The following is a 12,555-nucleotide window of genomic DNA, read 5'->3' as shown; positions in this document are numbered from 1 at the left end:
CATGACAGAGGAGGTGGGTTGCGCGGAGCGCGAGCAAGCGCAGAGCCGCCGAACACCCGCTGCACCGGCACCAGCGCCTACTTGAGCTTCTGGAGGGTCGTAGAAGCCGCTGCCGCGAACCCGTCCCCGCCCACACGGCAGATGATCCCGACCGCGGGCCGTCGCGGGCGGTCAGTAGTTCTCCCACTCGTCCAGTACGTACTCCAGCACGGCCGGGTCCATCAGCGTGCTCGGCCGTACGTCCTGGCGGCGGCGGTCCACGGGGAACACCGCGGCGGCCTTCAGGACCGCCTCGTCCAGGTAGCGCAGTTGCGGGGCGTCCGATGCCAGCCGCAGCGGTGGGGACGTGCCGCCGCCCGGGGTGGCCAGGACGTAGCCCCAGTTACCGAAGCTCGGTACGTCGACCTGGAACTGGTTGGTCGCGTAGCCCGCCGTCTCGATCGTCTTCGCGATCGACCAGTACGTCTTCGGCGCGAAGAACGGCGACCCGCTCTGCACCATCACCCTGCTCTGCGGCGTCAGGACCTGGCCGAGCAGGTGGTAGAACTCCACCGAGTACAGCTTGGCCAGCGCCGCCGTGTCCGGGTCGGGGAAGTCGATGACGACCGCGTCGTAGTGCTGGCGGGCGCCGCGCAGCCAGTTGAAGGCGTCGGCGTTGACGACCTTGACCCTCGGGTCGTCGAGCGCCTTGTCGTTGAGGTCGCGCAGGGGCTCGAAGTCGCGTGCGAGCCGGGTCATCGCCGGGTCCAGTTCCACGAGGGTGACGTGCTGGACGTCGTCGTAGCGCAGTACCTCGCGCAGGGCGAGCCCGTCGCCGCCGCCCATGATCAGCACGTTGGCGCGGGGGCCGGAGAGGGCGGGGTGGACGAGGGACTCGTGGTAGCGGTACTCGTCGACGGAGCTGAACTGGAGGTCGCCGTTGAGGAAGAGGCGGATGTCCGGTTCGCCGGTGAAGGCGGTGGAGCGGGTGACGACGATCTCCTGGTACGGCGTCGTCTCCGTGTGGACGATCGGGTCCCGGTACATCTGCTGGCGCGCGGTCACCTCCAGGTCGTCCGCGAGCGCGTACGTCGTACCGAGCACGGCCAGGACCGCCGTGACCCCGGCCAGCAGGGCGCCCTGCACCCAGCGCCGGATCTGCCGGCGGAAGATGAACACCACCACGATGACTCCGGCCACCGCGTTGACCGCGCCGACCACCAGCGTGCCCTTGAGCTGGCCGAACGTCGGCAGGAGCCACAGCGGGAAGCCCAGGCCGCCGACCAGCGCACCGATGTAGTCGACGGCGAACATGTCGGCGACCGCGCTGCCCGCCTCCTGCCGCCGGATCCGCTGGAGCAGGGTCATCAGCAGCGGGATCTCGGCGCCGATCAGCAGGCCGACGGCCACCGCGACCACGATCATCGCCGGGGTGTACAGCTGGAGCCAGGCGAACGCCGCGTACAGCACCAGCACCGACAGTCCGCCGACCAGCGCCAGCACACCCTCCACCAGCGCGAACGCGCCCACCGCGCGGCGGCGCAGAGGTTTGGCGGCGAGAGAGCCGAGCCCCATGGCGCACACCATCACGGAGATCACCACGGAGGTCTGGAGCACCGAGTTGCCGATGAGGTAACTGCCCAGCGCCGTCAGGGCCAGCTCGTAGACGAGGCCGCAGGCCGCGCAGAGGAAGACGGCGAACAGCAGCAGGAAGCGAGCCCCCCGGGTGTGCACGACGGCCGGGGGGCGGGAGGGCGCCGTGGTGGTTTCGCGGCCTTGCGCGGTGGTGGCGCTCATCGAGGGGCGCCGTTACGAGATCGCCGCGCCGACCATGAACCCGGTGCCCAGGTACATGCCGGCCTGAACCCAGGCGGCGGGGTGCGGACGGTCGTCCTGGTCGTCGAGGACGACCGCGCCCATCTGGCCCGGCGTGACCACGCCGATCACGATGCCGACGACGGTCATCACCAGCACCCCGGCCAGGCCGTACAGCAACGTGCTGATCAGGCCGTAGCCGAGGCCCTGCTCGGACTCGCTCGCCTCGATGGCCTTCATGATGACCAGGCCCACGGCGACGGACTGGCTGCCCAGCAGGACGGCCGCGCCGCGGTTCCGGTCGGTCCACACCACGTGGTACAGCTTGCCCGGCGTGACGAGGTCGAGGGCGATGAAGCCGACGGCCATCACGACGAGGCCCACGACTCCGTAGAGCAGGGACTGGCCGGTCGACTCGAAGATCTCGGTCACTGCGTTGCCTTTCTTGGGGGCGGGGTCGAGGCGTGATCAGGTGCTGTGCGGGAGGAACGCGGGATGCGTCGGGGGTGATCCGGCCGGTCACGGGCGTTACTTGCCCTACTTGCCCTCGCCGGGGCCGCCGCCGCGGAAGCTCGCGCTGTCCGGGTCCGGCCAGGAGATGAGGTGCCGCTTGTGGCGGCGGTAGCCGTCGCGGTAGTCATCGATCTCGATCAGACTGCCGCTCCGGTGCGGCGAGACGGTGACCAGGTCATCGTCGTAGCGCAGGAACTCCATGCTGTCGCCGGAGGTACGGTCCTGTGCCGCCCGCTCCGTGTGGATCGCCTGGGCGACCTCGCTCGGGGTGCTGTTCGAGTCGCGCCAGTCCGCCCCGGTCTCGGTGTACGTCTTACTGATCCAATCGCGCGGGACCGCGTCGTCGTCCCCGTCGCCGGAGCAGGCGGTGAGCAGGGTCGCGGCCAGCGCGGCCGCCACCGCTGCGCGGACGAGTCGGGCGCTGTTCATCGGGGCCTTCCTTTATGGATGCCCCGGCCTGAGGCCGGGGGGTACCTCCCGCTTGCGGGGGGATAAACGAAGCTCCTGCGAAGCAGGGCAGGAAAAGCCGGTTCGCCGCCAGGGCGGACCGGCGTCCACCGTCCACCGGCCGACACCTGCCACTCACCGGGCCTCCAGCTGGCTGTACGTCGATACGATCTGGCCGTTCTGCGGATACGTGTGCCAGGTGCGCCAGACGAGCCCGGCGCCGTATGGTCCCTCGACCGTCTCGACGACCACCGCGGTGACCGCCTCCGGCGAACCGGGAAAGACGCCGCACAGGCTGTGCTCGGAGTCGGTGGCCTGGCCGAGGACCTGCGCCACCTCAGCACTGAACTCCTCGGGAGTCAGCCGGCGGGTGGTGGCGCCGAAGTCATAGTCCCAGCCCGGCAGTTGACGGGTGCAGGTCTCGGGCAAACCCCTCACCGCGCCCTGCAGACAGGCCACCGTCTCTCTCACAGGACCGGCGAACACCTGGTGCGAGGCCCCGAGCAGCCGCAGCCGCACATCCAGCCCGCCGAGCGACACCACACGCTCTGCCAGCGCCGGACGCTCCATCAGGTCCAGCGAGAAGCAGAGTTGATCCGCATCCGTGTCCAGATAGGGGGCGACCAGAGAAACGGCGTACACACGGCCCCCCGGTCGTTTCTTGTCATGATCGGCGGCCGAGTATGGCACATGTACGCGTGGGACTTGAGGGGTGGGGAGAGGGATGACGCCGATGGGTCGGCTCGGTCCGATGAGTTCCGAGGCCCGGTGGGGTCTACCTCTGTACGAGCGAAAGCTGCACACGAGTTCTGGGAGGGAACCATGACCACCCACGCACTACCACCCATCGTCGACGCCACCTCGTGGGAGCGCCAACTCGAGGCGCTGCGTGCCCGGGAGAAGGCCGCGACGCGGGAGCTTGACGCCATCGCCGCCGAGCGTCGTCGCCTGCCGATGGCCGAGATGCCCGACTACATTCTGGAGGGCGAGGACGGCCCCGTTCGGCTGGCGGACGTATTCGAAGGCAAGCGGCAACTGATCGTCTACAACCACATGTGGTTCGCCGGCGAGGAATGGCAGTGCCCGGGCTGCACGGGGTTCACGTCGCAGTACACCCGCCTGGAGTTCCTGGACAACTACGATGCTCGATTCGTCATCGTCACCCAGGGCCCGATCAAAGAGGCACTCGCCTACAAGCAGCGGGTCGGCAACCAGATGACGTGGTACTCGACTGCCAACAGCTCATTCGGGGCCGATGTCGGCGCACCGCCCGACGGGGGATACGCGGTCAACGTGTTCCTGCGCGACGGCGACACGGTCTATCGCACCTGGCACACCAACGGCCGGGGCACCGAACAGCTCAGTCACACCTTCTCGCTGATCGACGTCCTGCCGTACGGACGGCAGGAGGAGTGGCAGGACTCGCCCGAAGGGTGGCCTCAGTCGCCCACCTACAGCGGGTGGGCGACCTCCGAAGACATCGCTGCGCTCTACGGCTCGGGCTCTGGCGGCGGCTGAACGACGAGAGGGGGCCTGTTCAAGGCCCGGGAAAGTTCAGCCCGTCTGGGGGCACCTCGGGGGCAACCCCCAGCGGTAGCTGGAGGAGTTTGAGGACCGGAGCCCGGGGCTGGCCCCCGAAACGGGGCCCGGGGCGGAGCCCCTAGCGGGGTCCAGGGGCGCAGCCCCTGGTGGGGCTCTGGGGCGAAGCCCCAAGGATGGGACGGGTAGGGCGGCGGGGGCGAAGCAAGCCAGCCGCAGGCGGCGTCACGCCGGCTCGGAGCCGTCCCTCGGGGACGCGTCCGGGCGCGTGGCGGACTGTTGGAGGCCGGCGTCGAGTTCGGACAGGTCCGCGTCGAGGGCAGCCATCAGCTCCTCCATCTGCTGCAGCAGCCCCTTCGGCTGCGACGGGGGAACGGCTTCCTGGGACATGACGGCCTCCTCGGCAACGCGCCGGTCGGTCCGGCTTCGACCAAGTCCAACGAAAACCACCGGGGCCAGTCACTGCCCCGCCCTCACCCCAGGCGCCGAGTTGACGCCACCGTGCAGGATGGAGGCATGGATCTTCGAATCTTCACCGAGCCCCAGCAAGGGGCCGGCTACGACACCCTGCTCGCCGTGGCCAAGGCCACCGAAGACCTCGGCTTCGACGCATTTTTCCGCTCCGACCACTACCTGCGCATGGGGTCCGGGGACGGCCTCCCCGGCCCCACCGACGCCTGGATCACCCTCGCCGGACTCGCCCGCGAGACGAAGCGCATACGCCTCGGCACCCTGATGTCGGCCGCCACCTTCCGGCTGCCCGGCGTTCTGGCGATCCAGGTCGCCGGGGTCGACCAGATGTCCGGCGGCCGGGTCGAACTGGGCCTGGGCGCGGGCTGGTTCGAGGAGGAGCACAAGGCGTACGGCATACCGTTCCCGAAGGAGAAGTTCGCCCGCCTGGAAGAACAGCTGGCGATCGTCACGGGCCTGTGGGCGACGGAGGCCGGCCAGACCTTCAGCCACCACGGCACGTACTACGACCTGACCGACTCGCCCGCGCTGCCCAAGCCCGCACAGGCCAAGGTCCCGGTCCTCATCGGCGGCCACGGCGCGAGCCGTACGCCGCGCCTCGCGGCCCAGTTCGCGGACGAGTTCAATATGCCTTTTGCGTCGATCGAGGACACCGAGCGCCAGTTCGGCCGCGTACGGGCGGCGGCGGAGCAGGCGGGGCGCAAGGGCGACGACCTGGTCTACTCCAACGCCCTCGTCGTCTGCGCCGGCAAGGACGACGCGGAGGTCGCCCGCCGCGCCGCCGCGATCGGCCGCGAGGTGGACGACCTGAAGGCCAACGGCCTGGCCGGCTCCCCGGCCGAGATCGTCGACAAGATCGGCCGCTACGCGCAGATCGGCGCCCAGCGCATCTACCTCCAGATCCTCGACCTCGACGACCTGGACCACCTGGAACTGCTCTCGTCGCAGGTCCAGTCCCAGCTGTCGTAAGGAAAGCAGGACCCCTGCCGACCGGCGGGGGCCCTCTTTCGCTTCCGTTCCTTCTTTGCCTCAGTAATCCAGTACCGCCATGAGCCCACCAGCACAGATACTCGACCTGTGTTCCTGACGATCTCCACCACCGGCACCCCAGAGCGCCCCGCGACCGACCTCGGCTTCCTGCTGCACAAGCACCCCGAGAAATCGCAGGCGTTCTCCACCTCCTACGGGACGGCCCACGTGCTGTACCCCGAAGCGAGCCCCGAGCGCTGCACGGCCGCGCTGCTGCTGGAGGTCGACGCGGTGGCGCTGGTGCGGCGCGGCAAGGGCAAGGGGCGTGGGGGTGCGCCGGACGCCGCGCTCGCTCAGTACGTCAACGACCGGCCGTACGCCGCCTCGTCGCTTCTCGCGGTGGCGCTGAGCAGCGTGTTCTCCAGCGCGATGAAGGGCATGTGTCGCGCGAAGCCCGAACTCCCGGAGCAGGCACGGCCGTTGCGTATCGAGGTGCCCGCATTGCCCGCCCGAGGCGGCGCCGAGCTCGTACGGAATCTCTTCGAACCGCTTGGATGGACGGTTACCGCCGAGCCCGTCGCGCTGGACGCCGAGTTCCCGGAGTGGGGCGAGTCCCGCTACGTAAGCCTCGTACTCGAAGGCGAACTTCGGCTGGCCGAAGCCCTGCGGCACCTGTATGTCCTTCTCCCCGTCCTCGATGACGCCAAGCACTACTGGGTGGCGACCGACGAGGTCGACAAGCTGCTGCGGGCCGGTGAGGGCTGGCTGCCCGAGCACCCGGAGCACAAGCTGATCACCAGCCGTTATCTGTCCCGCCGTTGGTCGCTGACGCGGCAGGCCATGGAGCGCCTGGAGCTCGTACGGCTGGCCGAGGCGGACGACAGCGACGTCGAGGAGATCGACAACGCCGTCGACGAGACGCAGGACACGGACGAGAAGCCGGTACCGCTCGCCGTGCGGCGGCGCGACGCGATCGTCGAGGCGCTGCGCGCCGCCGGGGCCGGGCGGGTGCTCGATCTCGGCTGCGGGCAGGGCCAGTTGGTGCAGGAGCTGCTGAAGGACATCCGGTTCACCGAGATCGTCGGTGTCGATGTGTCGATGCGCGCGCTCACCATCGCCTCGCGCCGGCTCAAGCTGGAGCGGATGGGGGACCGGCGGGCCGAGCGCGTGAAGCTCATGCAGGGCTCGCTCGCGTACACCGACAACCGGCTCAAGGGGTACGACGCCGCCGTGCTCAGCGAGGTCATCGAGCATGTCGACCTGCCGCGGCTGTCCGCCCTGGAGTACGCCGTGTTCGGCTCCGCCCGCCCGAGGACCGTGCTCGTGACGACGCCGAACGTCGAGTACAACGTCCGCTGGGAAACCCTCCCCGCCGGGCACACCCGGCACGGCGACCACCGCTTCGAGTGGACGCGCGAGGAGTTCCGTACCTGGGCGCGGGCGGTGGCCGAACGGCACGGATACGACGTGGAGTTCGCGCCCGTCGGAGACGAGGACCCCGAAGTAGGGCCGCCGACTCAGATGGCCGTCTTCACGATCACGACATCCACGACGACAGCAGCGAAGGAGGAGAAGGCCGCATGACCAGCAATGAGCCCCATGAGACCAATGAGCCCCATGGCACCAAGGGTCGTACCCTGCCCGTCACCGACCTCTCCCTCGTCGTGCTCATCGGCGCCTCCGGCTCGGGCAAGTCCACCTTCGCCCACCGGCACTTCAAGCCGACCGAGGTGATCTCCTCCGACTTCTGCCGTGGCCTCGTCGCCGACGACGAGAACGACCAGAGCGCCAGCGGGGACGCCTTCGACGTACTCCACTACATCGCGGGCAAGCGGCTCGCGGCAGGCCGGCGCACCGTGGTCGACGCGACCAGCGTGCAGCAGGAGAGCCGCAAGCAGCTGGTCGAACTGGCCAAGAAGTACGACGTGTTGCCCATCGCCATCGTGCTCGACGTACCGGAGGAGGTCTGCGCCGAGCGCAACGCCGCGCGCGAGGACCGGGCCGGCATGCCGCGCCGCGTCATCCAGCGACACATCCGCGAACTGCGGCGCTCCATACGGCACTTGGAGCGCGAGGGCTTCCGCAAGGTGCACATCCTGCGCGGAGTGGAGGAGGCCGAGAGCGCGTCGATCCGTACCGAGAAGCGGTTCAACGACCTGACCCACCTCACCGGGCCCTTCGACATCATCGGCGACATCCACGGCTGCGCCTCCGAACTGGAGTCGCTGCTCGGCAAGTTGGGCTACGTGGACGGAGTCCACCCCGAGGGCCGTACGGCCGTGTTCGTCGGCGACCTCGTCGACCGCGGCCCCGACTCCCCGGGCGTGCTGCGCCGCGTGATGGCGATGGTCGCGTCGGGCGACGCGCTGTGCGTGCCCGGCAACCACGAGAACAAGTACGGGCGTCACCTCAAGGGCCGCAAGGTCCAGCACACGCACGGGCTCGCCGAGACGATCGAGCAGATGGAGGGGCAGAGCGAGGAGTTCAAGAAGCAGGTACGGGAGTTCATCGACGGGCTCGTCAGCCACTACGTGCTCGACGGCGGCCGGCTCGTCGTCTGCCACGCCGGTCTGCCCGAGAAGTACCACGGCCGTACGTCGGGCCGGGTGCGCTCGCACGCGCTGTACGGCGACACCACCGGCGAGACGGACGAGTTCGGGCTGCCGGTGCGCTACCCGTGGGCGGAGGAGTACCGGGGCCGCGCGGCGGTCGTGTACGGCCACACTCCCGTCCCCACCGCGACCTGGCTGAACAACACCATCTGCCTGGACACCGGCGCCGTCTTCGGCGGCAAGCTCACCGCACTGCGCTGGCCGGAGCGCGAGCTCGTCGACGTACCGGCCGAGCAGGTCTGGTACGAGCCGACGAAGCCGCTGCGGACCGAGGCGCCGGGCGGGCAGGACGGGCGGCCGCTGGACCTCGCGGACGTGCACGGGCGCCGCGTCGTCGAGACCCGCCACGCGGGCCGGGTGTCGGTCCGCGAGGAGAACGCGGCGGCGGCCCTCGAGGTCATGAGCCGTTTCGCCGTGGACCCGCGGCTGCTGCCGTACCTGCCGCCGACGATGGCTCCGACGGCGACCTCGCGTGTGGAGGGCTACTTGGAGCACCCGGCCGAGGCCTTCGCCCAGTACGCGGCGGACGGTGTCACGCGGGTCGTGTGCGAGGAGAAGCACATGGGCTCGCGGGCGGTGGCGCTGGTGTGCCGGGACGCGGAGGTCGCGCGCGAGCGCTTCGGGGTCGACGGGCCGACCGGTTCGCTGTACACCCGTACCGGACGGCCGTTCTTCGACGATGCCGCCGTAACCGAGGAGATCCTCGGGCGGGTGCGTAACGCCGTCACCGAGGCCGGGCTGTGGGAGGAGCTGGCCACCGACTGGCTGCTGCTCGACGCCGAGTTGATGCCATGGTCGCTCAAGGCGTCCGGGCTGCTGCGCAGTCAGTACGCCGCTGTCGGAGCCGCTTCCGGGGCCGTGTTCCCGGGTGCGGTCGCCGCGCTCGAAGGGGCGGCGGCGCGGGGTGTCGACGTACAGGACCTGCTGGTGAAGCAGCGGGAACGGGCTGCGGACGCCGCCGCGTTCACCGAGGCGTACCGGCGGTACTGCTGGCCCACGTCCGGTCTGGAAGGTGTACGGCTGGCGCCCTTCCAGATCCTCGCCGTGCAGGGGCGGAGCCTGGCCGCTCTGCCGCACGACGAACAGCTCGCGCTGATCGACCGCTTCGTGTCGAGCGACGCGTCCGGGCTGCTGCAGACCACGCGACGGCTGTTCGTCGACACGGGCGATCCGGACTCGGTGCGGGCCGGTGTCGACTGGTGGCTGGAGATGACCGGACGTGGCGGTGAGGGCATGGTCGTCAAGCCGGTCGGGGCAGTGGTGCGCAGCAGGGAGGGGCGGCTCGTGCAGCCCGGCATCAAGTGCCGGGGCCGCGAGTACCTCCGGATCATCTACGGCCCGGAGTACACGCGCCCGGAGAACCTCGACCGCCTCCGGGGCCGCTTCCTGAACCACAAGCGCTCGCTGGCGATCCGGGAGTACGCCTTGGGCCTGGAGGCCCTGGATCGGCTGGCGGAGGGCGAACCGCTGTGGCGGGTGCACGAGGCGGTGTTCGGGGTGCTGGCGCTGGAGTCGGAGCCGGTGGATCCGCGGCTGTAGGGCGACTACCCGCGCGAACCTCCAGCGGGAACGAGAAGGCGGACCGGCCCGCCCACCGCAATCTCGTCCCCGTCACCTCGGCCGATAGGTGGGTGAACGCGTGTCCGGATGGTCAAGATGGAGGCATGGGATTCCAAGTCGACTCCGAGGCCGGGCGGCTTCGCCGCGTCATCCTGCACCGGCCTGATCTTGAGCTCAAAAGGCTCACCCCCAGTAACAAGGACGCCCTGCTCTTCGACGACGTGCTGTGGGTGCGCCGGGCGCGAGCGGAGCACGACGGGTTCGCGGACGTGCTGCGGGACCGCGGGGTCACCGTCCACCTCTTCGGCGACCTGCTCACCGATGTGCTGGGGATCCCGGCCGCCCGGGAGCTCGTACTGGACCGCGTCTTCGACGAGAAGGAGTACGGGCCGCTCGCCACGGACCACATCCGGGAGGCCTTCGACGCCATGCCGGCGGGCGAGCTGGCCGAGGCCCTGGTCGGCGGCATGACCAAGCGGGAGTTCCTGGACGCGCACGCGGAGCCGACGTCCGTGCGCTTCCACGTCATGGAACTCGACGACTTCCTGCTCCGCCCGCTGCCCAACCATCTCTTCACCCGCGACACCTCCGCCTGGATATACGACGGGGTCTCCATCAACGCCATGCGCTGGCCCGCCCGCCAGCGCGAGACCGTGCACTTCGAGGCGATCTACCGGCATCACCCGCTGTTCGCGAAGGAGACCTTCAACATCTGGTCGGAAGGGCAGGCGGACTACCCCTCCACCATCGAGGGCGGCGACGTGCTGGTGATCGGCAACGGCGCCGTGCTCATCGGCATGAGCGAGCGGACGACACCGCAGGCCGTGGAGATGCTCGCGCACAAGCTGTTCGCCGCCGGTTCGGCGACCACGATCGTGGCGCTCGACATGCCCAAGAGACGGGCCCTGATGCACCTCGACACGGTGATGACGATGGTCGACGGCGACATCTTCACGCAGTACGCGGGACTCGGCATGCTCCGCTCGTACACCATCGAACCGGGTGTGGACGACAAGGAGCTCAAGGTCACCGACCACCCGCCGGAGCACATGCACCGCGCGATCGCCGCGGCCCTCGGGCTGAGCGAGATCCGTGTACTGACCGCCACGCAGGATGTGCACGCGGCTGAGAGGGAGCAGTGGGACGACGGGTGCAATGTGCTGGCGGTCGAGCCGGGGGTGGTGGTCGCTTACGAGCGGAACTCGACCACCAATACCCATCTGCGGAAGCAGGGTATTGAGGTGATCGAGATTCCGGGGAGTGAGCTGGGGAGGGGGCGGGGCGGTCCGCGCTGTATGAGCTGCCCGGTCGTACGGGATGCAGTGTGAGCGGACTTGCCGAAGTTCGGTGCGGTGCCGCGGCCCTAAGGAGGCCGCAGGCCTCTTAGGGGTGCGGGGCTGTGGCAAATGCGGCTCCGCCGCGATGGGGGTCCCCCCGCTCTGGGGGTCCCCCCAGGCCCTTAAGAACCCTTAAGACACTGGGGGAGCAGCCGAGAGTGGGGGAGCGACCAGCCGCAACGAACCCGCAACTTCGAACGCATAGAAGTCGCGAAGGAGTCGCATAGAAATGCGGACTTTCGTATAGACTTCCAAGCGTCCGTGTCCCCGCATGTCTGGAGCGCCCCATGGCGACAGCCCCGACCGCCCTCGCCGGTCGCCACTTCCTGAAGGAGCTGGACTTCACGGCGCAGGAGTTCCGCGGTCTGATCGAGCTTGCCGCCGAGCTGAAGGCTGCCAAGAAGGCCGGGGCCGAGAGCCAGTACCTGCGAGGGAAGAACATCGCGTTGATCTTCGAGAAGACCTCGACGCGCACCCGGTGCGCGTTCGAGGTCGCGGCCGCGGATCAGGGGGCTTCGACCACGTATCTCGATCCGTCCGGCTCACAGATAGGGCACAAGGAGTCCGTGAAGGACACCGCGCGGGTGCTCGGGCGGATGTACGACGGGATTCAGTACCGCGGGGACAGTCAGGCGAACGTCGAGGAGCTGGCCGCGTACGCCGGTGTGCCCGTCTACAACGGACTCACCGACGCCTGGCACCCCACGCAGATGCTCGCCGACGTGCTGACCATGACCGAGCACACGGACAAGCCCCTGTCGGAGATCGCCTTCGCGTATCTCGGTGACGCCCGCTTCAATATGGGCAACTCCTACCTGATCACCGGCGCGATCCTCGGGATGGACGTCCGCATCGTGGCCCCGCAGGCCTACTGGCCCGCCAAGGACGTCATCGCCGAGGCTCACAGGATCGGCGAGACCAGCGGTGCCCGTATCACCTTCACGGAGACCGTCGCCGAGGGTGTCGCGGGCGTCGACTTCGTCGCGACCGACGTCTGGGTGTCCATGGGGGAGCCCAAGGAGGTCTGGGACGAGCGGATCGCCGCCCTCGGTCCGTACGCCGTGACGATGGACGTGCTGCGTGCCACCGGCAATGCGGACGTCAAGTTCCTGCACTGCCTGCCCGCCTTCCACGACCTGGGCACGAAGGTCGGGCGCGAGATCCACGAGCGGCATGGCCTGGACTCCCTCGAGGTCACCGACGAGGTCTTCGAGTCGGCGCACTCGGTCGTCTTCGACGAGGCGGAGAACCGGCTGCACACGATCAAGGCGGTCCTGGTGGCGACGCTCGCCTGAGCCCCGCGCGGAGGGTCC

At 69.3% G+C, this 12,555-nt stretch carries 11 protein-coding genes; 6 read left to right on the top strand and 5 right to left on the bottom strand.

Annotated features, from left to right (window positions below; translation table 11 throughout):
- Positions 1-171 precede the first annotated feature (171 nt).
- From OHT21_RS11060 to OHT21_RS11045, 4 genes are all read right to left on the bottom strand, one after another.
- The gene (locus tag OHT21_RS11060) at positions 172-1,776 is read right to left on the bottom strand and encodes a polyamine aminopropyltransferase (protein ID WP_328768101.1); all 1,605 of its coding nucleotides are present in this window, start codon (positions 1,774-1,776) and stop codon (positions 172-174) included.
- A gap of 12 nt (positions 1,777-1,788) precedes the next feature.
- Positions 1,789-2,226 carry a DUF350 domain-containing protein gene (locus OHT21_RS11055; RefSeq protein ID WP_328768100.1) on the bottom strand — a complete coding sequence of 146 codons (438 nt, stop codon included), beginning with the start codon at positions 2,224-2,226 and terminating at the stop codon, positions 1,789-1,791.
- 105 nt (positions 2,227-2,331) lie between these two features.
- Complete coding sequence (locus OHT21_RS11050) at positions 2,332-2,736, bottom strand: DUF4247 domain-containing protein (RefSeq protein WP_328768099.1); 405 nt, start codon at positions 2,734-2,736, stop codon at positions 2,332-2,334.
- Positions 2,737-2,889: 153 nt separating this feature from the next.
- Complete coding sequence (locus OHT21_RS11045; RefSeq protein ID WP_328768098.1) at positions 2,890-3,396, bottom strand: DUF2617 family protein; 507 nt, start codon at positions 3,394-3,396, stop codon at positions 2,890-2,892.
- Between the two features lie 180 nt (positions 3,397-3,576).
- Between OHT21_RS11045 and OHT21_RS11040 the strand changes: the two genes are divergently transcribed.
- Positions 3,577-4,272: a DUF899 domain-containing protein gene (locus OHT21_RS11040; RefSeq protein ID WP_328768097.1), complete on the top strand. Its 696-nt coding sequence runs from the start codon at positions 3,577-3,579 to the stop codon at positions 4,270-4,272.
- Positions 4,273-4,518: 246 nt separating this feature from the next.
- Here OHT21_RS11040 and OHT21_RS11035 read toward each other — a convergent pair whose 3' ends face one another.
- A complete protein-coding gene (locus tag OHT21_RS11035; protein ID WP_328768096.1) occupies positions 4,519-4,683 on the bottom strand; it encodes a hypothetical protein in 165 nt (54 codons plus the stop codon).
- 126 nt (positions 4,684-4,809) lie between these two features.
- Here OHT21_RS11035 and OHT21_RS11030 point away from each other — a divergent pair, with 126 nt between their 5' ends.
- From OHT21_RS11030 to argF, 5 genes are all read left to right on the top strand, one after another.
- Entirely contained in the window at positions 4,810-5,733 is a 924-nt protein-coding gene (locus OHT21_RS11030) for an LLM class F420-dependent oxidoreductase (RefSeq protein WP_328768095.1), read from the top strand.
- Between the two features lie 108 nt (positions 5,734-5,841).
- Entirely contained in the window at positions 5,842-7,317 is a 1,476-nt protein-coding gene (locus tag OHT21_RS11025; protein WP_328768094.1) for a 3' terminal RNA ribose 2'-O-methyltransferase Hen1, read from the top strand.
- A complete protein-coding gene (locus OHT21_RS11020; RefSeq protein WP_328768093.1) occupies positions 7,314-9,884 on the top strand; it encodes a polynucleotide kinase-phosphatase in 2,571 nt (856 codons plus the stop codon). Before OHT21_RS11025 ends, OHT21_RS11020 begins: the two co-directional genes overlap by 4 nt.
- A 125-nt stretch (positions 9,885-10,009) precedes the next feature.
- On the top strand, positions 10,010-11,233 hold the full coding sequence (locus OHT21_RS11015) for an arginine deiminase (RefSeq protein ID WP_033318747.1): 1,224 nt from the start codon (positions 10,010-10,012) through the stop codon (positions 11,231-11,233).
- A 296-nt stretch (positions 11,234-11,529) separates the two neighbouring features.
- Positions 11,530-12,537, top strand: a complete 1,008-nt coding sequence (gene argF / locus OHT21_RS11010; RefSeq protein WP_328768091.1) for an ornithine carbamoyltransferase — start codon at positions 11,530-11,532, stop codon at positions 12,535-12,537.
- The last annotated feature ends 18 nt before the right edge of the window (positions 12,538-12,555 follow it).

Source organism: Streptomyces sp. NBC_00286 (genome assembly GCF_036173125.1).
In the GTDB taxonomy this organism is placed as follows: Bacteria; Actinomycetota; Actinomycetes; order Streptomycetales; family Streptomycetaceae; genus Streptomyces.
The sequence above is the reverse complement of the archived record's forward strand: the minus strand, read 5'-3'. Positions and strand labels throughout refer to the sequence as shown.

What these genes read in the sequence shown, in the direction of transcription:
- OHT21_RS11040 (WP_328768097.1), top strand. Translation starts at nt 3,577, where the DNA reads ATGACCACCCACGCACTACCACCCATCGTCGACGCCACCTCGTGGGAG.
- OHT21_RS11030 (WP_328768095.1), top strand. Translation starts at nt 4,810, where the DNA reads ATGGATCTTCGAATCTTCACCGAGCCCCAGCAAGGGGCCGGCTACGAC.
- OHT21_RS11015 (WP_033318747.1), top strand. Translation starts at nt 10,010, where the DNA reads ATGGGATTCCAAGTCGACTCCGAGGCCGGGCGGCTTCGCCGCGTCATC.
- OHT21_RS11020 (WP_328768093.1), top strand. Translation starts at nt 7,314, where the DNA reads ATGACCAGCAATGAGCCCCATGAGACCAATGAGCCCCATGGCACCAAG.
- OHT21_RS11050 (WP_328768099.1), bottom strand. Translation starts at nt 2,736, where the DNA reads ATGAACAGCGCCCGACTCGTCCGCGCAGCGGTGGCGGCCGCGCTGGCC.
- OHT21_RS11060 (WP_328768101.1), bottom strand. Translation starts at nt 1,776, where the DNA reads ATGAGCGCCACCACCGCGCAAGGCCGCGAAACCACCACGGCGCCCTCC.
- argF (WP_328768091.1), top strand. Translation starts at nt 11,530, where the DNA reads ATGGCGACAGCCCCGACCGCCCTCGCCGGTCGCCACTTCCTGAAGGAG.
- OHT21_RS11035 (WP_328768096.1), bottom strand. Translation starts at nt 4,683, where the DNA reads ATGTCCCAGGAAGCCGTTCCCCCGTCGCAGCCGAAGGGGCTGCTGCAG.